At 66.7% G+C, this 21,647-nt stretch carries 16 protein-coding genes and 1 riboswitch; of the genes, 4 read left to right on the top strand and 12 right to left on the bottom strand.

Annotated features, from left to right (window positions below; translation table 11 throughout):
- Window positions 1–12: 12 nt before the first annotated feature.
- The 3 genes from QZ709_RS13870 to QZ709_RS13860 all read right to left on the bottom strand — a co-directional run bounded on the left by QZ709_RS13870 (window position 13) and on the right by QZ709_RS13860 (window position 5,746).
- Window positions 13–1,455 (bottom strand): hypothetical protein, encoded by a 1,443-nt coding sequence (locus QZ709_RS13870; RefSeq protein ID WP_294637921.1) that lies wholly within the window; start codon window positions 1,453–1,455, stop codon window positions 13–15.
- 162 nt (window positions 1,456–1,617) lie between these two features.
- On the bottom strand, window positions 1,618–4,485 hold the full coding sequence (gene uvrA, locus QZ709_RS13865; RefSeq protein WP_294638138.1) for an excinuclease ABC subunit UvrA: 2,868 nt from the start codon (window positions 4,483–4,485) through the stop codon (window positions 1,618–1,620).
- A gap of 277 nt (window positions 4,486–4,762) precedes the next feature.
- Window positions 4,763–5,746 (bottom strand): alpha/beta fold hydrolase, encoded by a 984-nt coding sequence (locus tag QZ709_RS13860; protein ID WP_294637919.1) that lies wholly within the window; start codon window positions 5,744–5,746, stop codon window positions 4,763–4,765.
- Window positions 5,747–5,878: 132 nt separating this feature from the next.
- Here QZ709_RS13860 and QZ709_RS13855 point away from each other — a divergent pair, with 132 nt between their 5' ends.
- Complete coding sequence (locus tag QZ709_RS13855) at window positions 5,879–6,568, top strand: TetR/AcrR family transcriptional regulator (protein ID WP_294637918.1); 690 nt, start codon at window positions 5,879–5,881, stop codon at window positions 6,566–6,568.
- A gap of 24 nt (window positions 6,569–6,592) precedes the next feature.
- On the opposite strand, the gene QZ709_RS13850 is transcribed toward QZ709_RS13855, so the two are convergent.
- The 4 genes from QZ709_RS13850 to QZ709_RS13835 form a co-directional block, all read right to left on the bottom strand.
- Window positions 6,593–7,525, bottom strand: a complete 933-nt coding sequence (locus QZ709_RS13850; RefSeq protein WP_294637917.1) for a fumarylacetoacetate hydrolase family protein — start codon at window positions 7,523–7,525, stop codon at window positions 6,593–6,595.
- Between the two features lie 54 nt (window positions 7,526–7,579).
- A complete protein-coding gene (pyrF, locus tag QZ709_RS13845; protein ID WP_294637915.1) occupies window positions 7,580–8,419 on the bottom strand; it encodes an orotidine-5'-phosphate decarboxylase in 840 nt (279 codons plus the stop codon).
- Between the two features lie 18 nt (window positions 8,420–8,437).
- Window positions 8,438–9,811, bottom strand: coding sequence for an adenylosuccinate lyase (gene purB / locus QZ709_RS13840; protein ID WP_294637913.1), 1,374 nt, complete (start codon window positions 9,809–9,811; stop codon window positions 8,438–8,440).
- Window positions 9,812–9,889: 78 nt separating this feature from the next.
- The gene (locus QZ709_RS13835) at window positions 9,890–11,140 is read right to left on the bottom strand and encodes a DUF898 family protein (protein ID WP_294637911.1); all 1,251 of its coding nucleotides are present in this window, start codon (window positions 11,138–11,140) and stop codon (window positions 9,890–9,892) included.
- A 212-nt stretch (window positions 11,141–11,352) separates the two neighbouring features.
- Between QZ709_RS13835 and QZ709_RS13830 the strand changes: the two genes are divergently transcribed.
- Window positions 11,353–11,973 (top strand): glutathione S-transferase, encoded by a 621-nt coding sequence (locus QZ709_RS13830; RefSeq protein ID WP_294637909.1) that lies wholly within the window; start codon window positions 11,353–11,355, stop codon window positions 11,971–11,973.
- Window positions 11,974–11,989: 16 nt separating this feature from the next.
- Here the strand turns inward: QZ709_RS13830 and QZ709_RS13825 are convergent, their stop codons facing one another.
- Complete coding sequence (locus QZ709_RS13825) at window positions 11,990–13,654, bottom strand: FMN-binding glutamate synthase family protein (protein ID WP_294637907.1); 1,665 nt, start codon at window positions 13,652–13,654, stop codon at window positions 11,990–11,992.
- Between the two features lie 175 nt (window positions 13,655–13,829).
- Window positions 13,830–13,904, top strand: a riboswitch (SAM riboswitch).
- Between the two features lie 52 nt (window positions 13,905–13,956).
- Here QZ709_RS13825 and QZ709_RS13820 point away from each other — a divergent pair.
- Window positions 13,957–15,168 (top strand): homoserine O-acetyltransferase, encoded by a 1,212-nt coding sequence (locus QZ709_RS13820; protein ID WP_294637905.1) that lies wholly within the window; start codon window positions 13,957–13,959, stop codon window positions 15,166–15,168.
- Between the two features lie 17 nt (window positions 15,169–15,185).
- The gene (gene metW, locus QZ709_RS13815) at window positions 15,186–15,770 is read left to right on the top strand and encodes a methionine biosynthesis protein MetW (RefSeq protein ID WP_294637903.1); all 585 of its coding nucleotides are present in this window, start codon (window positions 15,186–15,188) and stop codon (window positions 15,768–15,770) included.
- A 7-nt stretch (window positions 15,771–15,777) separates the two neighbouring features.
- Here the strand turns inward: metW and QZ709_RS13810 are convergent, their stop codons facing one another.
- From QZ709_RS13810 to recQ, 4 genes are all read right to left on the bottom strand, one after another.
- The gene (locus tag QZ709_RS13810; RefSeq protein WP_294637901.1) at window positions 15,778–16,848 is read right to left on the bottom strand and encodes a porin; all 1,071 of its coding nucleotides are present in this window, start codon (window positions 16,846–16,848) and stop codon (window positions 15,778–15,780) included.
- 213 nt (window positions 16,849–17,061) lie between these two features.
- On the bottom strand, window positions 17,062–18,123 hold the full coding sequence (locus QZ709_RS13805) for a porin (RefSeq protein WP_294637898.1): 1,062 nt from the start codon (window positions 18,121–18,123) through the stop codon (window positions 17,062–17,064).
- Between the two features lie 284 nt (window positions 18,124–18,407).
- Window positions 18,408–19,463, bottom strand: coding sequence for a porin (locus QZ709_RS13800; protein WP_294637896.1), 1,056 nt, complete (start codon window positions 19,461–19,463; stop codon window positions 18,408–18,410).
- A 207-nt stretch (window positions 19,464–19,670) separates the two neighbouring features.
- Complete coding sequence (gene recQ / locus QZ709_RS13795) at window positions 19,671–21,545, bottom strand: DNA helicase RecQ (RefSeq protein ID WP_294638137.1); 1,875 nt, start codon at window positions 21,543–21,545, stop codon at window positions 19,671–19,673.
- Between the last annotated feature and the right edge of the window lie 102 nt (window positions 21,546–21,647).

The raw sequence follows: 21,647 nt of genomic DNA, 5'->3' as shown, positions 1-21,647 counted from the left end.
CCATTCAGCAGATCAGTAAGGGCAGTTCTGCTTGTAGCGTGTCACCACCTGCGGCGACACGGCCGAGCTGATGGCTGCCTCATGTTGCGCGCCGCAGAGGAACGGGCTGTATCGGGTGTCTTGATCGACGAAGCGCTTGAGCCAGGCCGTCACGTAGCGAGCAACCTTTTCTCGCTGAAGGGCTGGGGCTGAGGTGTTGGTGCACGCGCTCGAGCCCTTGAGCTCCATGAGCGCCTTGCTGACCGAGGCAGGCACAGTCTCGTAGATCCGGTCGGCATGCGCCCGTGGGGGCGCAAAGGCATCGGACTGGCACGCCACGACCAGCGTCGGCACCGTCACCCCACTGTGGTCCTTGACCTGCGTTGCTGGCGCCAACGCCACGGCCGCTTTCACAGGCCCGTTGGCTCGGGCAAGCGCCATGGGCTGCCCGGCGCCGTGGCCGAGCACGGCACGGCGGCTCGCATCCACCTTCCCGTAGAGCGGGGTTCCCGCCTGGGCACTCCAATCCACCAGCTTTTGCAGCACAGCCAGGCTCTGCGCATTGCGCGAAGCGGTCGAGTCAAAGAGCGAGCGGGTGTCATGGGCGACGATCACGAAGCCTTGAGACGCCAGCCTCTGCGCCAGCCAGGACGTCGCACGGCGATCTTCCAGCAGGCCCGGTGCGATCACGGCCAGCGCGAACGGACGCTCCCCCTGGACATTCGGCCAATAGACCGTGGCGGAGGGCACACCTGTCGCCGGCGGCAGCGCCATTGTGGCGACAGGGAAAGGTCCCGGCAGGCTGCCGAGCGTGGCATCCGGAGCGGGACCATGGGCCGTGTCGATGACCGGGCTCACGTCGAGCACGATGGTGCGATCGACACCGTAGGCACCACTCGGGCTGCCGCGCAGGTACCAGGAGGCGAGTTCTGCCTGCCCCTGCACACGGAGGATGTATCGCCCCGGTGACAGCGTCGCCTGCCCCTCGAAGCTCACTGACACCGGTGTCTCAGTGGCCCCCTCCACCGCGTACAGGGCGTACTGCACGTTGCTGTTGCCTCCACCATAGGCACTGCCGGCCGTCACCTGCACCGTGCTGCGTTGCGCGACGTCGAACGTGGCTGACATCTGCCCGGTGGCCTTGGCCAGTTCGTCGGCGGGCTGGCTGAACGCCGCTCTCAGGTACAGGCGCGCACGCAGTTGGGCGGTCGTTGCAGCGAGTTCGGCCTGCCCCTCGGCAGAGCTGGCCAAGCTCGTCGCTTTTGCCGTCAACAGCAGCGGTTGATCTGTACTGGTCCTCACATCCTGTGCAAAGGGCACCGGATTGAGCGGCACGTACATCGAACCCGATTGGAGGGTGGCCGACAGCGCGCCCTGCTGGGCAACCATTTGCAACTGAGCCAAGGCGGCGGGCGAGCCTGCCAGCAGGCCGGCAGCCAGGGCCGCGGCGCCCCACTTGAAAGATGACGAATGCATGGGTGAATCCTCTCTGGTTGGTTTTGTTGGCACGGGCCTCGTCCACGTGCACGCCTGACAGCGTGTCGGAATGCTACCTCCGCAGAAACGCCCCAAACCCTCACCCACCCTGTACCCGCCCCCCGATCGGACGACACATCGTGCGTCAGACCAGGGCCGGCCTCACAGCAAGGGCGCCAGATACCGCCCCGTGTGGCTGCCCGGATGTGCGGCCACCGCCTCCGGCGTGCCCGCCACGAGCAACTCACCGCCGCCCGAGCCTCCTTCGGGCCCCATGTCGATCAGCCAGTCCGCCGTCTTGATGACGTCGAGGTTGTGCTCGATGATGACGATGGTGTTGCCCGCATCGCGCAGTTGGTGCAGCACCTTGAGCAGCAGCGCGATGTCGTGGAAGTGCAGGCCGGTGGTCGGCTCGTCGAGGATGTAGAGGGTGCGGCCGGTGTCGCGCTTGCTGAGTTCCAGCGCCAGCTTGACGCGCTGGGCCTCGCCGCCCGACAGCGTGGTCGCGCTCTGCCCCAGGCGGATGTACCCCAGGCCCACGTCCATCAGCGTCTGCAGCTTGCGGGCGATGGCGGGCACGGCGCTGAAGAACTCGAGTGCGTCCTCGACCGTCAGCCCCAGGATCTCGTGAATGTTCTTGCCCTTGTAGAGCACCTCGAGCGTCTCGCGGTTGTAGCGCTTGCCTTGGCACACGTCGCACGGCACGTACACATCGGGCAGGAAGTGCATCTCCACTTTGAGCACACCGTCCCCCTGGCAGGCTTCACAGCGGCCACCGGCCACGTTGAAGCTGAAGCGCCCGGCGTTGTAGCCGCGCTCGCGGGCGGTCGGCACGTCGGCCAGCAGCTCGCGGATGGGCGTGAACAGGCCGGTGTAGGTGGCCGGGTTGGAGCGCGGCGTGCGCCCGATCGGCGACTGGTCGACGTTGATGACCTTGTCGAACAGCTCCAGCCCTTCGATCTCGTCATGCGGTTCGGGCTCGGCGTGGCTCTGGTAGAGCTTCTTGGCCACCGCGGCATACAGCGTGTCGTTCACCAGCGTGGACTTGCCCGAGCCCGACACGCCGGTGACGCACGTGAGCAGCCCCACCGGCACCTCGACGGTGACGCCCTTGAGGTTGTGGCCCCGTGCGTTGACCACGCGCAGGCGCGGCGTCTCGTCGGTGAAAGGCCGACGCTCGGCCGGCACGGGGATGCGCAGCGCACGCGCCAGGTATTGCCCGGTCAGGCTCTCGGCGTTGGCCGCGATCTCGTCCGGCTTGCCTTGCGCCATCACGCGGCCACCGTGCACGCCGGCACCCGGCCCCATGTCGACCACATGGTCGGCAGCGCGGATCATGTCCTCGTCGTGCTCGACGACGATCACGCTGTTGCCCAGATCGCGGAGATGCTGGAGCGTGCCGATCAGGCGGTCGTTGTCGCGCTGGTGCAGGCCGATGCTGGGCTCGTCGAGCACGTACATCACGCCCGTCAGGCCGGAGCCGATCTGCGAGGCCAGGCGAATGCGCTGCGCCTCGCCTCCGGACAGCGTGTCGGCGCTGCGATCCAGGCTCAGGTAGTTCAGGCCCACGTCGTTGAGGAAGCGCAGGCGTGAGCGGATCTCGTTGACCACCTTGGCGGCAATCTCGGCCTTGGCGCCCTGCAGCTGCAGTCCTTCGAAATAACGGTGCGCCTCGGCCAGCGTGGCGTGGCCGATCTCGTAGATGGCCTTGCGGTCGCCGGTGTGGGCGTCGAGCAGCTTCACGTGGCGGGCCTCGCGGCGCAGGCGCGTGCCGTGGCAATCGGGGCAGGCCTTGGGCTGCTGGTAGCGGGCCAGTTCTTCACGCACCGCAGCCGAATCGGTTTCCTTGAAGCGGCGCTCGAAGTTGGGGATGATGCCTTCGAAGGGATGCGTGCGCTTGACCTTGCGCTTCTTGCCGCTCGGACCGTCCGCCTCGTAAGTGAACTCGATCTCGTCGGCGCCCGACCCATACAGCAGCACGTGCTGGATATGCGCAGGCAGCTCTTCAAAAGGCTGCTCGATGTCGACGTCGTAGTGCCGGCCGACGCTCTCGATCAGGCTGTAGGTGTAGGGGTTGCGGCGATCCCAGCCCTTGACGGCCCCGCTGCCGATGCTGAGCGACGGGAAGGCCACCACACGGTGGGGATCGAAGGCGATGACATGGCCGAGGCCGTCGCACGTCGGGCAGGCGCCTTGCGGCGAGTTGAACGAGAACAGGCGGGGCTCGAGCTCTGACAACGAGTAGCTGCACACCGGACAGGCGAACTTGGCCGAGAACAGGTGCGTCTTCTCGGTGTCCATCTCGAGCGCAATCGCGCGCCCCTCGGCGAGACGCAGGGCCGTCTCGAAGCTCTCGGCCAGGCGCTGTGCCATGTCCCCGCGCACCTTCACGCGGTCGACGACCACGTCGATGTCGTGCTTCTCGTTCTTCACCAGCGGCTTGAGGTCGACCGCCTCGGTGATCTGCCCATTGATGCGAAAGCGCACATAGCCCTGCGCCTGCATGTCGGCAAACAGCTCGGCGTGCTCGCCCTTGCGGTCCCGCACCACCGGCGCGAGGATCATCAGCTTGGTGTCCTCCGGCAACGCCAGCACGGCGTCGACCATCTGGCTCACACTCTGCGCCTGCAGCGGCTCGCCGTGCTCGGGGCAGAACGGGGTGCCGGCCCGGGCGTACAGCAGGCGCAGGTAGTCGTGGATCTCCGTGACCGTGCCCACGGTCGAGCGTGGGTTGTGGCTGGTGGCCTTTTGCTCGATGCTGATCGCGGGCGACAGCCCTTCGATCACGTCGACATCAGGCTTGTCCATCAGTTGCAGGAACTGCCGCGCGTAGGCGCTCAGGCTCTCCACATAGCGGCGCTGGCCCTCGGCGTACAGGGTGTCGAACGCCAGGCTGGACTTGCCCGAGCCCGACAGGCCCGTGATGACCACCAGTTCATGCCGCGGCAGATCGAGGTCGATGTTCTTGAGGTTGTGCGTGCGTGCGCCGCGGATCTGGATCGTGGGGTGCTCGCCACGCGGGCGCGTCATGCCGGGCGGCTGACCGGACGGCTGACGAACGGCAGGCGAAGAAGCGGGCAGGTCGACTGGGGCCACGGCAGTGGCATCGAGCGGAGGCACGGAACGGGACATCGGCGGTCAGCAGCAAGAAAGAGGCCCGAGGTCCGCCATGCTGTGCACTCGTTACCGCGCACAGCCGGCCGCCAGAAGGGCAACCGGCCATCATACGTCGCGCCGTCGGGTGAGCGCCAGACACCGCCTCACCCGAGTGCCTCACAGGGGCATCCGGGTTCCGGCCCACCGCGCCTCAGCGGGCCAGATGCTGCCGGAAGAAGGCCGTCTGGCGCGCCACCACCTGCTCGAAGACCGGTCCCTGGTAAGGCGAGAAGTGATGCGCGCCGGGCAGTTCGACGTATTCGCCGCGCGGCAGGGCCTTGGCGGTGTCCCGCACCTTCTGGATGGGAATCAGGCCGTCGCGTTCGGCTGCGATCACCAGCGTGGGCGCCTGCACCTTGGGCGCGCTGTCGATCGGATAGAAGAAAGGCAGGCTGAACAGGAAGCGGGCCGCCACCTTGTTCTCGGCTTCCTGCCCCTTGGGAACCAGCTTGCTGTAGCCCTCGACGCATTCGTCGCAGATCAGCGCGGCTGTGCTCCTATCCGCCGAGATGATGGGCATGTAGACCGGCTCTTCCCCGTCGCCACGCACGGCATCCCGGATGGCCATCCACATGGCGGCCGGCTGGTGCCGGATCGGATACCGCAAAGCGCTCGACAGCCCGTGCACAAAGGGCACCTGGGAACTGACGGCCTTCACAACCTGCGGTCGGCGCGATGCCGCCACCAGCACCTGCCCTCCGCTGTAGGACGACCCCCAGATCCCCAGGCGCGTGCCGTCCACATCCGACCGGGCGGCCACGGCGTCGATCGCCGACACCCAGTCGTCGACGTGGGCGGGGCCGTCCACGACCCGGCGAGGTTGCCCGCCACTCCGCCCAAATCCCCGATAGTCGAAGCGCACGACCGCAAAACCGGCCTGCACGAAACGGTCGGCGAACGGGGTCAGCCCCCAGTCACGCAGTGCGCCAAACCCATGCGCCATCACGATGACCGGCGGGCGCGCCACCCCGGGCGGACGGCGGATTTCCGCGTCGCACGTGGTGTTGCCGCAGGGGATGCTGAGGGCCTGCACAGAGGCCGCCGCGGGCTGGGCGCAGGCCAGGCCCGAGGACAGCGACAGCAGCACAATGCCGGCCGCGGCGGCAACCCGCCTGGGAAAAAGGGGCGTACGCATGATAAAAAGCGACCTTCGACAGACAGCGGGAGAACGGTGCCAGATCGTACCCAGGGCGCCGTGCGCGCTTTCGCTGTTTCGCCCCGGCCCTGGCAGTTGATCCTGCAGGGAGGGCTCATCTCCTGCCACGCCATGTCTGAAACCGTCCTCACCGCCCCGCTCATGCCCACGTCGACGTCGGTCGAACGCGCCGCCCTCGACGCCACCCAGGCGGCGGCCACCCCGGATCACCGCAGTCGCCTCATGACGGCGATGGGCACGACCCTGGTCCGCAAACCGTATGCCGAGATCACGATTGCCGATGTCGTGGCCGAAGCCCGGGTCTCCAAGCGCACGTTCTACGAACAGTTCGCCAGCAAGGACGAGTGCCTGCTGGCCCTGTGCGAATTGCTGAGCGAACGCACACTGGCCGTGATGTCCGAAGGGTTCGACCCGGACAAGGATTGGCTGTCGCAGCTGAACTGGGTGATCGAGGCCTATCTGGGCAACATCCAGAAGCAGCCTGCCCTGATCCGCACCTTGTGCATCGAACTGCTGAACCTGGGCGCGCCCGGCCTGGCCGTGCGTCGCGCCATCCTGCTGCGCTTCGTGAACTTCGTGATCCGCCAGGTCGAGTTGTCGCGCCAGCACGAGCCGGGGCGCCTGCCGCTGTCGCACAACCTGGCCATGGCCGTGGTCGGCGGCGTCAACGAACTGATCCTGGAAGCGATCGAGCAGGGCCGTGGCGACCGCCTGCTGGAGCTGGCGCCCGAGGTGACCGCCTTCGTCAAGACGGTGCTGGACGCCCTGGAGCCGCACGCCCGCTCGCACGGCGTGCGCTGAGCGGCCCGCAGGCCGCTGCCGACGTCAGTCGGCTGCGTCTTCCGCGACGCAGCGCGCCACGATGGCCCCCAGGCGCTCGATCTCGACGCGCACGGTGTCGCCATCCTTCAGGAACTTCGGCGGATCGAAGGCTGCGCCCACGCCGCTACAGGTGCCGGTGAAGATCACGTCGCCAGGCTCCAGCGTCATCACCTCGGTGAGCTGCGCGATCTGCGCCCAGATGTCGTGGATCATCAGGCTGGTGTGGCTGTGCTGCCGGCGCTCGCCATTGACCCAGCAACTCAGCGCCAGCTGGTGCGGGTCGCCCACCTCGTCGGCGGTCGTGATCCAGGGTCCGAAGGGCGCGTGCGTGTCGAAGGACTTGCCCAGCGTCCACTGTGAGGTGCGCTTCTGGTAGTCGCGCACCGAGACGTCGTTGCCGACGCAGTAGCCGAACACCACCTCGTGCGCGCGCTCGCGCGGCACATGCCGGCAACGCTGGCCGATGATGGCGACCAGCTCGCCCTCGTAGTCCGTCATCTCTGAGACACGGGGCAGCACGATGGGATCGAACGGGCCGTTGATGGCCGACGGCAGCTTGGGAAACCACACCTGGTGCGCCGGCACCGTGCGGCTCTCGCCGATGATGTTTTCCTGAACGTGCTCCAGGTAGTTCAGCCCGATGGCCAGGGCCTTGCCAGGCCGCGGCACAGGCGCCAGCAGGTGCACGGCGTCGACGGCGGCATCCGCAGGCGCCTCGGTCAACGCGGCCACGCGGTCTTTCAGCTCGGCCCAGCGGGTGATCAGGTCGATCATGGGCTGGTGGGCCGACAGGGCGTCGCCCAGGACCGCGCTCAGGTCGATGAGGTCGCTGCCGCGGACCAGGCCGGCGCGGGCCTGACCGTCATGTTCAAAGGTACACAGGTGCATGGTGCGAACGGAATGCAAGGGGTCTGCACGGAACGAAGACCCGATCATGCACCCATCCGCGCCCGCCGGTCGAGCAAGCCCCCCGACCGGATCCGGAACGCCTCAGCGGGCGGCGTTCAGCGTGTCGCGCGTCTGCATCGCCACACGGCGGGCCGCGCTGGCAAAGTCATCGCCGCTGCTGGCGTACAGCACCGCGCGCGAGCTGTTGACGATGATGGTGCCGGTGACGGCGCCGCTCGCATCGGTCTTCAGGCCGGCCTTGACGGTGGCCGCCGCATCGCCGCCCTGCGCACCCACGCCGGGAATCAGCAGCGGCACGGTCGGTGCCAGTTCACGCACGCGGGCAATCTCTTCGGGGAAGGTGGCACCCACCACCAGGCCGATCTGGCCGTTGGTGTTCCACGGGCCCTGCGCCTGCTTCGCGATGTGCTCGTACACGCGGGGCTGGCCGTCGATGTCGGCCAGGCGCAGGTTCTGCAGGTCCGAGCCGCCCGGGTTGGACGTGCGACACAGCAGGATCACGCCCTTGCCCGGGTGCTTGAGGAAGGGCTCCATCGTGTCGAAGCCCATGAAAGGCGACAGCGTCACGGCGTCGGCCTGGTAGCGCGAGAAGGCCTCGTGCGCGTACTGCTCGGCGGTGGAGCCGATGTCACCGCGCTTGGCATCGAGGATGACGGGCACGCTCGGCGCCACGCGGCGCATGTGGGCCATCAGGCGCTCGAGCTGGTCTTCGGCGCGGTGGGCCGCAAAGTACGCAATCTGCGGCTTGAAGGCGCAGACCAGGTCTTTGGTGGCATCCACGATGGCCGCGCAGAAGTCGTAGATGCGGTCGGGCTGGCCCTTCCACGCACCGGGAAACTTCGACGGCTCCGGGTCCAGGCCCACGCACAGCAACGACTGGTGCTGCTGCTGCACGCGCAGCAGCTGTTCGGTGAAGATCATCTCGACGCCTGTCTCGGGTTACTTGCCGATGCGCTGGGCCAGCTCGACGGCCTTGCCGATGTAGTTGCCCGGGGTCATCTCCATCAGGCGGGCCTTTTCTTCTTCCGGCAGCTCCAGCGTGCCGATGAAGGCCTGGATGGACTCGCGCGTGATCGCCTTGCCGCGGGTCAGCTCCTTCAGGCGCTCGTACGGGTTGGGCAGCGCATAGCGGCGCATCACCGTCTGGATGGGCTCGGCCAGCACTTCCCACGACGCATCGAGGTCGTCGGCGAGGGCCTGAGGGTTGACTTCCAGCTTGCCCAGGCCACGCGCCAGGCTGTCGTAGGCCAGCAGGGCATAGCCCAGGGCCACGCCCATGTTGCGCAGCACGGTCGAGTCGGTCAGGTCACGCTGCCAGCGGCTGATCGGCAGCTTCTGGCTCAGGTGCGTCAGCACGGCGTTGGCCAGGCCCAGGTTGCCTTCGGCGTTCTCGAAGTCGATCGGGTTGACCTTGTGCGGCATGGTCGACGAACCGATTTCGCCGGCCTTGGTCTTCTGCTTGAAGTAGCCCAGGCTGATGTAGCCCCACACGTCGCGCGACCAGTCGATCAGGATGGTGTTGGTGCGCGTGACGGCGTCGAACAGCTCGGCCATGTAGTCGTGCGGCTCGATCTGGATCGTGTAGGGGTTGAAGGTCAGGCCCAGCTGGTTCTCGATGACCGACTGGCTGAAGGCTTCCCAGTCCTTCTCGGGGTAGGCCGACAGGTGGGCGTTGTAGTTGCCGACGGCGCCGTTCATCTTGGCCAGCAGCTTGACCTCGGCGATGCGCTCGCGGGCGTTGGCCAGGCGGGCCACCACGTTGGCGACTTCCTTGCCCACGGTGGTGGGCGAAGCCGTCTGGCCGTGCGTGCGGCTCAGCATCGGGATCTCGGCGAACTGGTGGGCCATGCCGCTCAGGGTGCCGATCAGGGCGTCGATCGTCGGCAGGATGACCTGCTCGCGCGCGGCCTTGAGCATCAGGCCATGGCTGGTGTTGTTGATGTCTTCCGAGGTACAGGCGAAGTGCACGAACTCACCGGCCTTTTCCAGCTCGGGGTGGTTGGCAAAGCGCTGCTTGATCCAGTACTCGACCGCCTTGACGTCGTGGTTGGTCGTCTTCTCGATGTCCTTGATGGCCTGGGCATCGGCCTCGCAGAAGCGCGCCACCAGGCCACGCAGGTAGCCGCGTGCGGCTTCGGACAGCGGCGCGAACTCGGGCAGGCCGGCGTCCGACAGGGCAATGAACCACTCGATCTCGACCTGCACGCGGCGGTGCATCAGACCGAACTCGGACAGCAGCGGACGCAGCGCGGCGACCTTGGCGGCGTAACGGCCGTCCAGCGGCGACAGGGCGGAAAGGGCAGACAGGTTCATGGCGGAGGCCGGCCGCAAGACCGGGTCAGGCTGGGTTCGAAAGAGATCGCCCGCACAGCAGCAGGCGAACCCGCCATTTTACTGTCCCGACTGGGCCACTGGCCAGTGCGCGGCCAGGACCTCGGGATCGACCCGGGCACGCACCGACATGGCCTCGGTTCGAGCCCGCCAGGCATGGAAGACTGCCCAGGGCCAATACACCCCGCAACTCGACACCACCAGAGCCAGGTGGGTCAGCCGCATGCGCACGTAGACGCCAGCATGCAGCTTGCTGCGGAACCTCAGATGCCGGCACCCGGTGTGGTTCCAGGCCAGGTTCTGCAGCAGCGCCACCAGAAACGGCCAGACGGCCACCGCACTGCCACCCCACCAAAGGACCAACAGCCAGCGGCTCACGCCTGGCGCCGGCTGCCAACCCAGCGCCATCACGGCCACTGCCCATGCCAGGCAGAGTGCCCCGCCCACACCCGCCGCGGCCACGCCGCCCCAGGCCAGCGTCCGCAGCCCCAACTGCCAGAAGACCGACGGAGCGCCTCGCCAGGTCAGCGCCAGCGGCCCGAGCCGCAGGCGCTGCTGCCGGTAGGCCAGCCAGCGCCACCACCACGCGGGCAGGCCGGCCAGGACCAGGGCCAGGCACACGCCCCAGGCCACCGCGCTGGCGGGATGCGGATGGCGCCACAACCAGAGCCCGGCCGCAGCCAGCAGGGCTGCGCATCCGAACGCCAGCCCCACCCCCCTGTAGAGCGCCGGCAAAGATCCGTCGAACGCCAACCGCCGCCCCGCCCAGGTGATGCGGGCCAGGTCATCGGTCAGGCGGAGGTGCAACCAGATCGGCACGGCCGCGCAGGCCAGGGCCACGGCCAGCAGGGCTGCCCACTGCGCCTCGCCGGCCAGGGCCCCCACCACACCAGCAAGAAGGCTCACGCCAAGAAAGTCCCGCAGCCACAGGCCCTGCACCGACACATCCAGGTTCAACGCGTGCCCCCCAACCCGGGTGTGCTGCAACAGCCAGCGCCGGTTCGCGGCCCGCGCCCAGGGCAGCGCCAGCCCGCCCGTCAGCAACACGATCAGGGCATGGCGCCACCAGATCCGCACGAAGTCCCGGGGGCGGGCATCGAAATGAAAGCGTGCCTCGCGCACCACCCCACGCGGCAGACGCGGCAACAGCGACGCCGCCAGTTCCGGGGCGAGCGGTCCTGGTCCCGTCAGCGGGAGCGGGGACGAGGTCGGCGGGCCTTCATGGCGGCCGCCGATGGGGCGGGCCCGGGTCAGCGCATCGGGTCCGGGCTCCGTGTCCGCGTCGTCCGCCGCGCCAGCGCGCGACGGCATCACGTGACACATGAGCCTCCCCACCAGCCTGGCGAAGTACTGCATGGGACGGAAGGCGGGGTCCGTTGATCAAGTTACGAATGTAGCGTCGCCGGGCCCGCCCGTGGCAGCCGAGCGACCCTCAGATCGGGTGTCCCTCTTCGGAAAACCTACTCTCCTGGACGAAAGACGCGCTTGGCTAGAATCCGTTCAAACACACATCACGACACAGAATGAAACTGATCGGATCCCTGACCAGCCCCTTCGTCCGCAAGGTGCGCATCGTGCTGGCCGAGAAAAAGCTCGACTACAAGTTCGTGTTGGAAGACGTGTGGGCGCCTGACACGGCCATCGCGGATGCCAACCCCCTGGGTAAGGTGCCCTGTCTCGTGATGGAGGGCGGCGAAGCCATCTTCGATTCGCGCGTCATCGTCGAGTACGTCGACACCCTCTCGCCGGTGGGCAAGCTGATTCCGCTGAGCGGCCGCGAACGGGTCGAGGTGCGCACCTGGGAAGCCCTGGCCGACGGCCTGCTGGACGCCGCCGTGCTGGCCCGCATGGAGCAGACCTGGAACGGCCGGACCGATGCGCAGCGCAGCCAGGCGTGGATCGACCGTCAGATTGCCAAGATTCACCAGAGCCTGAAGGCCATGAGCCTGGGGCTGGGCGACCGCCCCTGGTGCGCCGGCAACCACCACAGCCTGGCGGACATCGCCGTGGGCTGCGCGCTCGGCTACCTCGATTTCCGTTTCCCGGACATCGACTGGCGCACCGATTACCCCAACCTGGCCAAGCTGTCGGACAAGCTCGCGCAGCGCCAGGCCTTCATCGACACCACGCCGCCCAAGGCGTGACCCCTGCGCGGCGACCTCAGGCGTCGGTCGTCGGTGAAAACGAATGCGGGCTGGCCCGATGCCAGTACTGCTCGAACGCGGCATGCCGCCATGGCATGTCGCCCCGCTCGGCGGCCAGGATTTCGCCAGGCGCCAGGTACACCAACAGGTTGGACAGTCGCCGCACCTCGTAGCCCGAGAGGCGCCGCACGATGTGATCCGGCGAAATCTCGTTGGGATGGGTGAGCCCGGCCGCCTGGACCAGCTCCTTGAGCGCGTGCAGCGTGTTCTGGTGATAGCGGAACACCCGCTGCGTCTTGTCCGGCACGACCAGCGCCCGCTGGCGCATCGGATCCTGACTGGTGACGCCGGTCGGGCAATGGCCCGTGTGGCAACTCTGGGCCTGGATGCAGCCCAGCGCGAACATGAAGCCCCGCGCCGAATTGCACCAGTCGGCACCCAGCGCCATCATGCGGGCGATGTCGAAGGCGCTGATCACCTTGCCGGCGCAGCCGATCTTGACACGGTGTCGCTGGTTCAGACCCACCAGCGTGTTGTGCACCAGCAGGAGACCCTCCTGCAGAGGGGCCCCGACGTGGTCGGTGAACTCCAGCGGTGCCGCGCCCGTGCCGCCTTCCGCCCCGTCGACCACGATGAAGTCAGGCCACAGATCGGATTCCACCATGGCCTTGGCGAGCGCAAACCATTCCCACGGGTGGCCGATGCACAGCTTGAATCCCACCGGCTTGCCGCCGGAGAGCTGACGCAGGCGTTCGATGAACCGCATCATCTCCATCGGCGTGTGGAAGGCGCTGTGGCGAGCCGGTGAAACGCAGTCCTGGCCCACCATCACCCCGCGCGCTTCCGCGATCTCGGGCGTGACCTTCGGGCCGGGCAGCACTCCGCCGTGGCCCGGCTTGGCCCCCTGGCTGAGCTTCAGCTCGATCATCCTCACCTGGGGCTCGCGGGCATTGCGCTGGAAGGCTTCGGGATCGAATCGGCCGTCCGGTGTACGGCAGCCGAAGTAGCCCGAACCGATCTCCCAGATCAGGTCACCGCCCGGCTCACGGTGGTAGCGGCTGATCGAGCCCTCGCCCGTGTCATGGGCGAAGTGACCCAGCTTGGCACCGGCATTGAGCGCCAGCACCGCGTTCGCACTCAAGGCCCCGAAGCTCATGGCAGAGATGTTGAACACGCTGGCACTGTAGGGCTGGGTGCAGGAACTGCCGCCCGCACCGATCACGATGCGGAAATCGTGGCTGGCCAGCGTGGTGGGGGCCAGCGAATGGTTGATCCATTCGTAACCCGCCTGCCCCACATCCATCTGGGTGCCGAAGGGCCGCTTGTCGGGCTCGCCTTTGGCGCGCTGGTAGACCAGGGAACGCTGCTGCCGCGAGAAGGGCGCGGCCTCGCCGTCGCCCTCGATGAAGTACTGGCGGATCTCCGGCCGGATGAATTCCAGCAGGTAGCGCAGGTGCCCCATGACGGGATAGTTGCGCAGCACCGCCCGGCTGGTCTGGCGCAGGTCACTGAGCCCGAGGCCGCACAAGGCCATTCCCAGCAAGGCCGCGATCAAGGCGCCTTGCCCGCCGGCACCACCAAGCCACCGCCACCACCCCACAACGGCCATCAGCAGCGCCAGGGCCAGAACCCCATAGCGGATGGGAACGTGCTCGTTGAGCCGCATCAGCCAGCGTGGCATGGTGGCCTCCTTCTCTTGTTGCGCCGGACATCGGGCCGCGCCACGACGCCCCGAGGTGATCCTAGACCCGCGTTCACCATGCAGGTCAATTCAAGTACGGGTCAAAGCCCGTCCAGATCGTGACATGTCACACGCGGCGCGGGCGTCGCACACCCGCCCCTGGCTGCGCTACACTCAAGCCCACAGCGCCGATTTGTCCGGATTGCGGGCGCTCAAGAAATGCCGCTAAAGAGGGCGCTGCTCAGACCGGCCCCTGCTTTAATGCGAGGCCGGTTTTTTGTTGTCATCATCGTTGTAGCGTCATGTCTTCTCTCGGGGTCGTCACCCCTGCCACCATGCACTTCAGCACGCCGCTGCCGCTGCAAAGCGGCGCCGTGCTGCGCGACTACACCCTGGTCTACGAAACCTACGGCCGGCTCAATGCCGACCGCAGCAACGCCGTGCTCGTGTGCCACGCGCTCAACGCGTCGCACCATGTGGCCGGCGTGCATGCCGACGAACAGGGGCGCCCTCTTCCCAAGAGCGAGGGCTGGTGGGACAACCTGATCGGCCCCGGCAAGCCGCTGGACACCGACAAGTTCTTCGTCATCGGCATCAACAACCCGGGATCGTGCTTCGGCTCGACGGGCCCGATGCACACCAACCCGGACACCGGCAAGCTCTATGGCGCCGACTTCCCCGTGGTGACGGTGGAAGACTGGGTGAACGCGCAGGCCCGCGTGCTGGACCGCCTGGGCATCGACAAGCTGGCGGCCGTGTTGGGCGGCAGCCTGGGTGGCATGCAGGCGCTGAGCTGGACGCTGCAACACCCCGAACGTGTCGGGCACTGCGTGGCCATCGCCACGGCGCCCAAGCTGTCCGCGCAGAACATCGCCTTCAACGAGGTGGCGCGCCGGGCCATCGTGACCGACCCCGACTTCCACCACGGCCACTTCTACGAGCACGGCGTGGTGCCCCGCCGCGGCCTGCGCGTGGCCCGCATGATCGGCCACATCACCTACCTGTCGGACGACGTGATGGAAGAGAAGTTCGGCCGCGAGATGGTGGGCCGCGAACTCGGTGACGCCCCGCGCTACAGCACGCAGGACATCGAGTTCCAGGTGGAAAGTTACCTGCGCTACCAAGGCGACAAGTTCAGCGACTACTTCGACGCCAACACCTATCTGCTGATCACCCGCGCGCTGGATTACTTCGATCCGGCACGGCACCATGGTGGCGACCTGAGCGCCGCTCTGTCCAAGGCCCTGGCGAAGTTCCTGGTCATCAGCTTCACGACCGACTGGCGGTTCTCTCCGGCCCGCTCGCGCGAGATCGTCAAGGCCCTGGTCGACAACCGCCACGACGTGAGCTACGCCGAGATCGATGCACCCCATGGCCACGACGCCTTCCTGCTGGACGACCCGCGCTACCACGGCGTCGTGCGCGCCTACTTCGAGCGCATCGCACAGGACATGGGCCGCCAAGCCGCCCCGCTGAACAGCGTGCAGGGTCAGCCTGTGCGCATGGCCGTCTGAGGCGGGGGAGGAACACGATGATCGAACGCGACCTCCACCACGTGATCGCCGAGCTGGTGCCCCCGGGCTCCCGCGTGCTCGACCTGGGCTGCGGCAACGGCGCCCTGCTGGCCCACCTGCGCGACACCCGCCAATGCACCGGCTACGGCATCGAGATCGACGACGCCAAGGTGCTGGAATGCGTGCGCCGTGGCGTCAACGTCATCCAGCGCAACCTGGAAGAAGGCCTGAGCCTGTTCGAAGACAACAGCTTCGACGTGGTGCTGCAGCTCGACACCCTCCAGCACCTGCGCAACACCGAAGCCATGCTGCGCGAGACGGCGCGCGTGGGCCGCATCGGGCTGGTCAGCTTCCCGAACTTCGCGCACTGGCCGCACCGGCTGAGCGTGCTGCGTGGCCGCATGCCGGTCACGCGCGCCCTGCCCTACCAGTGGTACGACACGCCCAACATCCGCGTCTCGACCTTTGCCGACTTCGAGGTGCTGGCCCGCAAGAACGGCCTGCGCATCCTGGCCTCGTTCGGGCTCCAGGGTGGCAAGACCGTGACCATGTGGCCCAACCTGCTGGCCAGCACCGCCGTCTTCAAGTTCGAGCGGGGCTGAACCGAACTCAGAAGGCGTGGCGCACGCCCAGCGTGTAGGTGTGGCCCTTGTTGTAGCCCGACACCTTCTCGTAGTCCATCATGTAGGCGGCATACACGTCGGTGCGCTTCGACAGATTGTGGTCGTAGGCCAGCGTGAAGATGCTGTGCGTGACCCGCACCGTCGAGGCGCTGCCTTCCGACGGACGCTCCTTGCTCTGGCCGAATGCCGTCAGGATCTTGCCCGACGGGGTGACCGGCACGGATGCGCTCAGCTGCCAGACCTTGGTGTCGATGTTCTTGGCGCCGGTGAAGCCACTGTTGTCCAGCTCACCGTACTGCGCGAAGAACTTGGCAAACCCTGCGTCGTAGCTGGCGCCGATCAGGCCGAAGTTCTGGCGCTGTCCCTTGACGAACGCCGCCTTGGGCGCCGCCGTGCTGCCCACGGTCTGCCAGGCACCGACCACGGTGAACGGCCCACTGCTGTAGCGGGTGTGCAGGGCATAGCCGTTGCGCTGGCTCTTGTCGGCGGTCTCGCCGAACTGCGCGGCCGCCGTCGCAGAGAAGCCGGAGACCACGGGCGTCGAGTACGAGATGGCGTTGCTCCAGCCGGAGTCGCCCAGGTCGTTGCCCCACTTGCCACCGAAGGTCAGCTGGGTCATGGGCGACAGCCCGAACGAGCCGCCGAAGGCCTCGGTCTGCAGAACAGCCAGGTAGAGCATGTCGATCTGGCGACCCAGGGTCACCTTGCCCATCCCGCTCTGCAGGTAGACGTTCGCGTTGCGCGACCACATCGGGTCGGCCGAGCCGAAACGGCCTGACGCGCCGGTATCGGGACGCAGAAAGCCTTCCAGAACGAAACCGGCCTTCAGGCCGCCGCCCAGGTCTTCGACGCCCTTGAACCCCAGGTAGCTGGTGGTGAGCTGGTTGGGCTCGACCCGCGTGACGCGCCTGTTGTCAGCCGACCCATCGGTGCCGCTGAACTGGTAGCTGCCAATGGCGAGGTCGATGACGCCATAGACGTTCAAGGAGCTTTGAGCCTGGACGGCCGAGCCCAGCACGAGCAGGGCGGCTGGGGCGATGTACTTCTGGAGGGACATGGACAGGTGACTCCGTATCGGGTGGATGCTGTTCACCGCCTTGGTGAACTGTATACAGATTTGCAGGAACCGTGCCGCACCAGAAGGGGGGATGCGGCGCAGACCCTGAAGGCCACGCGCGTGCTCGCGCGCCGTCCATGCACGCCAGAAACGACAAAGCGCCCCGTGAAGGGGCGCTTTGCTTCGAGATCGGCTCAGATGAGCCTAGACCGATCAGAAGTTGTGGCGCAGGCCCACAGCGATCGACTGGCCGGACACCAGACCGGTCTGACGCACGTTCGAGAACACGCCATACACGTCGGTGCGCTTCGACAGGTTGTAGTCGTAGCCCAGCGAGAAGACTTCGTTCTTGGTGACCACGTCGGCAGCGGTGGTGTTCTTCAGCTGACCGAACGAAGCCAGCACGGCGGCCTTCTCGGTCACGGGCACAGACACGCCCAGCTGGAAGATTTTGTCCTTCAGTTCAGCTGCCGTGGTGTCCTTGATGGAGGTGTACTGACCGAAGGCCTTCAGGAAGCCAAAGTCATACGAAGCACCCAGGTTCCACAGCTTCTCGTTGGCGGTGTAGGCGGTGGTACTCGGGATGATGGTCACGCCACCCTTCACGTAGGTCAGCGTGGCACTCAGCGGGCCAGCGTTGTACGACACAGCAGCGGTGTAGCTGTTCTTGTTCGACGAGCCGGGGGCTTCCTTCAGAGCGACCTGACCGACGAAGCTCAGGCCGGAGAAGTTCGGCGACTCGTAGGTCACGGAGTTCACCCAGCCGGTGTCGAAGCCGACGCCCATCCCAGAGGGACTGCCGGCAATGTTCGTCTGGCCCAGGTAGTTGAAGTGACGCATCGTCGGCGAGAAGGTCATCGACGAGCCGAACGGGTTGTAGGTGTAGCCCGAGGTGAACAGCGGGTTGTCGTACTGGCCCAGAGCGACCTTACCGAAGTCGCCGCTCAGGGCGATGTTCGAGGCACGGCCCCAGAAGTAGCCAGCGTTGTTGTTCAGCGTCTGGCCCGAATCAGCAGCCAGGAAGCTTTCCAGCGTGAACTCGGCCTTCAGGCCGCCGCCCAGGTCTTCCACGCCGGCAAAGCCGATGAAGGACGTGGTCATGGCGCCGCTGCGGACTTCGGTCGTGCGGGACGAGGCGCCCTTCTCATGCGCGCCCTCGAACGAGCCCACGCCGAGGTCCATCAGGCCGTACACCTTCAGGCTGGACTGAGCGTGGGCAGCGCCAGCGGCAGCAACGAGGGCGGCCAGGGCCACCAGGGTCTTCTTTGCAAACATCAAATTCTCCTAGCAATGAGATGGGGAATCGGCGGTTTGCGTCACACGCTGGTCACGCATTCCTTGCAAACAATTGTGCGAGTGAAGCAGAACATCGCCAACGCTTAAGCAAAATCCAGACCAGGATGCACCAGCGTGAAGCGAAATCTGTGTGTCTGGCGCAACAATCCGCACCAGTAGGCTTGTTGTTTCGGACATTGCGCCAAGGTGGTGCGCCAACAAAAAAGCGCCCGCGAGGGGCGCTTGAGTCATCAAAGCAAGCGGCGTCAGACGCCGCGCGCTCATCAGAAAGCGTGGCGCAGGCCGACGGCCAGTGCGGTCGTCTTGCCATCGGGTTCGCCGCTGATCTCGTCCTTGATGTAGGTAAAGCCTGCGTACACACCGCTGCGCTTGGTCAGCGAGTGGTTGTAAGTCAGCGAGATCTGGCGAATCTTGCTTTCCTCGTCCTTGACCTGGCCGAATGCAGCGTGCACGGTGCCGGCCTGCGTCACAGGCACCACAGCGCCCAGCTGGAAGAACTTGGCCGTGTCGTCACCCGGCACACCCTTCTGCTGGACCTTGTCCCGGCCATACTGAGCAAAGGCCTTCACCGCGCCGAAGTCATACGAAGCACCCAGCAGGTAGGCCTTCTGGCGGGTTTCCTGTGCGGTGGCGTTGGTGCTGCGAACGTCGCCGTACACAGCCGACAGAGCCAGAGGGCCCACACCGTAGTTGGCAGCCACGGCAGTCGCACCGCCGTTGTACTTCGTGGCATCGCCACGGCCGCCTTCCTTGGCGCTGTGCTGAGCCGACACCGTGAGGCCGCTCAGGTTGGCCGAGGTGTAGCCGACGGTGTTCTGCCAGCTACCGCCCAGACCGGATGCGGTCAGCAGCAGTTGCGAGGTGGCCAGCAGACGCGACGTGCCAAACGGGTTGAAGGCGGCAGCCTGCAGCTTGAAGAGGCTCTCCTGATTGCCCAGGGTCACGGTGCCGAAGTCACCGGACACGCCAACCAGCGCATTCTTGTCCCAGAAGTTCTTGGAGTCGAGACCATCTCTTTCGTCCAGGTCGTAGAACGTGGTGCTGGCATTGCCGGTATCCACTGCCAGCGAGCTTTCCAGCTTGAACATGGCCTTCAGGCCACCGCCCAGATCCTCAACGCCCTTCAGGCCGAGGTAGCTCTCAGTCAGGATCGACGACTCGACAGCGGTCGTGGACTGGCTCTGGTCGCCCTGCTTGTTCTTCACGTAGGCGCCCGACACGTCCAGGTTGCCGTACAGGGTCACGCTCGACTGAGCTTGGGCCGACACGGCCAGGGTGGCCAGAGCGGCCACAGCAATCAGGTTCTTCTTCACGAACATGTGGTTCTCCTTTGCTTAGGGATCATCAGCACGCGCTTGGTGCAGACCTGCACCGCCGTGGGGCGAGCGCTGAAACTGATGAGGCGATTCTGCACAGCAAAAGAGCGCGGGCTGGGGTTTTCCCCCGCCAGAAAGCCTGTTCGTCCGTCCAAAGGGGGGCGGGAAAGCCGATTTCGTCGCATCGTAGCAACAAAACCGCTGAATGCATTAGGAATTCAGGACATCCAGAATCTGGGTGCCATACGCCTGTAACTTTGCGACCCCCACACCGCTGATCTGCGAGAGCTCGCCCAAGGTCTGCGGGGCCACCCGCGCCATGTCGGCCAGCGTGGCGTCGTTGAAGACGATGTAGGCGGGCAGGTTGTGCTCGCGCGCCACACCCGCACGCCATGCCTTGAGGGCCGTGAAACGGGCCAGGGCGTCCCCACTCAGGTCAGCCGCAGCGGCGGGTTTGCCACCGGACCGGCTGGTCTTGCTGCGGCGGGGCGCGTCGACGGCCTCCCGCAGGGTCAGTTGCACCTCGCCCTTGAGCACGGCCCGGGCCGAGGCAGTCAGGGCCAGGGTGTTGAACTCACCTTCGGCGACCACATGACCCAGGGCCACCAGCTGCCGCAACACGGCGCGCCACTGGTTCTCGCTCAGGTCGGCGCCCACGCCGAAGGTGCTCAGGCTGGCGTGGCCGTACTGGCGCACCTTGTCGGTCTGCTTGCCACGCAGCACATCGATCAGGTGGCCGGCGCCGAACCGCTGCTGCCCATGCTGCCAGAAGCGGTAGATGCAGCTGAGCATCTTGCGAGCGGCCTCGGTGCCGTCCCAGGTGGCGGGTGGTCGCAGGCAGTTGTCGCAGTTGCCGCAGGGCGCGCTGTCTTCGCCAAAGTAGCTCAGCAGGCGCACGCGACGGCAGTCGTGGGCCTCGGCCAGCGCCAGCAGCGCATCCAGCTTGCCGCGCTGGATGCGCTTGAACTCGTCGGTGGCGGGGCTCTCGTCGATCATGCGGCGCTGGTTCACCACGTCGGCCAGGCCGTAGGTCAGCCACGCATCGGCTTCGCCGCCATCGCGTCCGGCCCGGCCCGTCTCCTGGTAATAGCCTTCGATGTTCTTGGGCAGGTCGAGGTGGGCCACGAAGCGCACATCGGGCTTGTCGATGCCCATGCCGAAGGCCACGGTGGCGACCATGACCAGGCCGTCTTCGCGCAGAAAGCGGTCCTGGTGACGCTGGCGCACGCCCGCATCCAGACCTGCGTGATAAGGCAAGGCCGGCACGCCCTGGTCGGACAGCCATTCGGCCGTTTCCTCGACCTTGCGGCGGCTCTGGCAATAGACGATGCCCGCATCACCCGGGTGCTCGTCGCGGATGAAGCGCAGCAGCTGCTGACGCGGGTTGTCCTTCTCGACCAACGTGTAGCGGATGTTGGGCCGGTCGAAGCTGCTGATGAAGACGCGGGCATCCTGCAGCTGCAGGCGCTCGATCATGTCCGCGCGGGTCTGTGCGTCGGCGGTGGCCGTCAGGGCCAGGCGCGGCACGTCGGGGAAGCGCTCGTGCAGCATCGACAACTGGAGATAGTCCTCCCGGAAGTCGTGCCCCCACTGGCTCACGCAATGCGCTTCGTCGATGGCAAACAGGCTGAGCAGGCCGCGTTCGTGCAGGCTGGCCAGCTGGGCCTGGAAGCGCAGGTTGGTCACCCGTTCGGGCGCGGCATACAGCATCACCAGGCGGCCCGACATCATCTCGCGCTCGATGCGCTGGGTGTCTTCCAGGCTCAGGGTGCTGTTCAGAAAGGCCGCGTGCACACCCACTTCTTCCAGCGCCCCGACCTGGTCGTGCATCAGGGCAATCAGCGGGGAAACGACCACGGTGACGCCGCGTCCCTGGCGGTGTCGCGCAATGGCGGGGACCTGGTAACACAGGCTCTTGCCACCGCCGGTGGGCATCAGCACCAGCGCATCGTGCCCGGCTGTCACGTGGTCGACGATGTCGGCCTGCTGACCCCGGAAGGCGCTGTAGCCGAAGACCTCCTGCAGGATGTCGAGCGGGAGGGCGCTGCCGGCGCGGGGCGGCGTGGCAGGGGCTGCGTCGTTCACGGGAAAAGAATGGGCGGGCACGGGGCCGTATTGTGCGCCCTGTGCCCGCCCATCCTCCCCCCGCAAGGGGCGCCCTCCTGCGGTGGAGGGACAAACCCGGCC

Origin of the sequence: uncultured Aquabacterium sp., from assembly GCF_913773725.1 — a bacterium.
In the GTDB taxonomy this organism is placed as follows: domain Bacteria; phylum Pseudomonadota; class Gammaproteobacteria; order Burkholderiales; family Burkholderiaceae_C; genus Aquabacterium.
Note: the sequence above shows the minus strand (reverse complement) of the source record. Positions and strands in the feature narration are given on the sequence as shown.

Coding starts and splice junctions, on each gene's coding strand:
- QZ709_RS13870 (WP_294637921.1), bottom strand. CDS start 1,455: ATGCATTCGTCATCTTTCAAGTGGGGCGCCGCGGCCCTGGCTGCCGGC.
- uvrA (WP_294638138.1), bottom strand. CDS start 4,485: ATGACGCGCCCGCGTGGCGAGCACCCCACGATCCAGATCCGCGGCGCA.
- QZ709_RS13860 (WP_294637919.1), bottom strand. CDS start 5,746: ATGCGTACGCCCCTTTTTCCCAGGCGGGTTGCCGCCGCGGCCGGCATT.
- QZ709_RS13855 (WP_294637918.1), top strand. CDS start 5,879: ATGTCTGAAACCGTCCTCACCGCCCCGCTCATGCCCACGTCGACGTCG.
- QZ709_RS13850 (WP_294637917.1), bottom strand. CDS start 7,525: ATGATCGGGTCTTCGTTCCGTGCAGACCCCTTGCATTCCGTTCGCACC.
- pyrF (WP_294637915.1), bottom strand. CDS start 8,419: ATGATCTTCACCGAACAGCTGCTGCGCGTGCAGCAGCAGCACCAGTCG.
- purB (WP_294637913.1), bottom strand. CDS start 9,811: ATGAACCTGTCTGCCCTTTCCGCCCTGTCGCCGCTGGACGGCCGTTAC.
- QZ709_RS13835 (WP_294637911.1), bottom strand. CDS start 11,140: ATGCCGTCGCGCGCTGGCGCGGCGGACGACGCGGACACGGAGCCCGGA.
- QZ709_RS13830 (WP_294637909.1), top strand. CDS start 11,353: ATGAAACTGATCGGATCCCTGACCAGCCCCTTCGTCCGCAAGGTGCGC.
- QZ709_RS13825 (WP_294637907.1), bottom strand. CDS start 13,654: ATGCCACGCTGGCTGATGCGGCTCAACGAGCACGTTCCCATCCGCTAT.
- QZ709_RS13820 (WP_294637905.1), top strand. CDS start 13,957: ATGTCTTCTCTCGGGGTCGTCACCCCTGCCACCATGCACTTCAGCACG.
- metW (WP_294637903.1), top strand. CDS start 15,186: ATGATCGAACGCGACCTCCACCACGTGATCGCCGAGCTGGTGCCCCCG.
- QZ709_RS13810 (WP_294637901.1), bottom strand. CDS start 16,848: ATGTCCCTCCAGAAGTACATCGCCCCAGCCGCCCTGCTCGTGCTGGGC.
- QZ709_RS13805 (WP_294637898.1), bottom strand. CDS start 18,123: ATGTTTGCAAAGAAGACCCTGGTGGCCCTGGCCGCCCTCGTTGCTGCC.
- QZ709_RS13800 (WP_294637896.1), bottom strand. CDS start 19,463: ATGTTCGTGAAGAAGAACCTGATTGCTGTGGCCGCTCTGGCCACCCTG.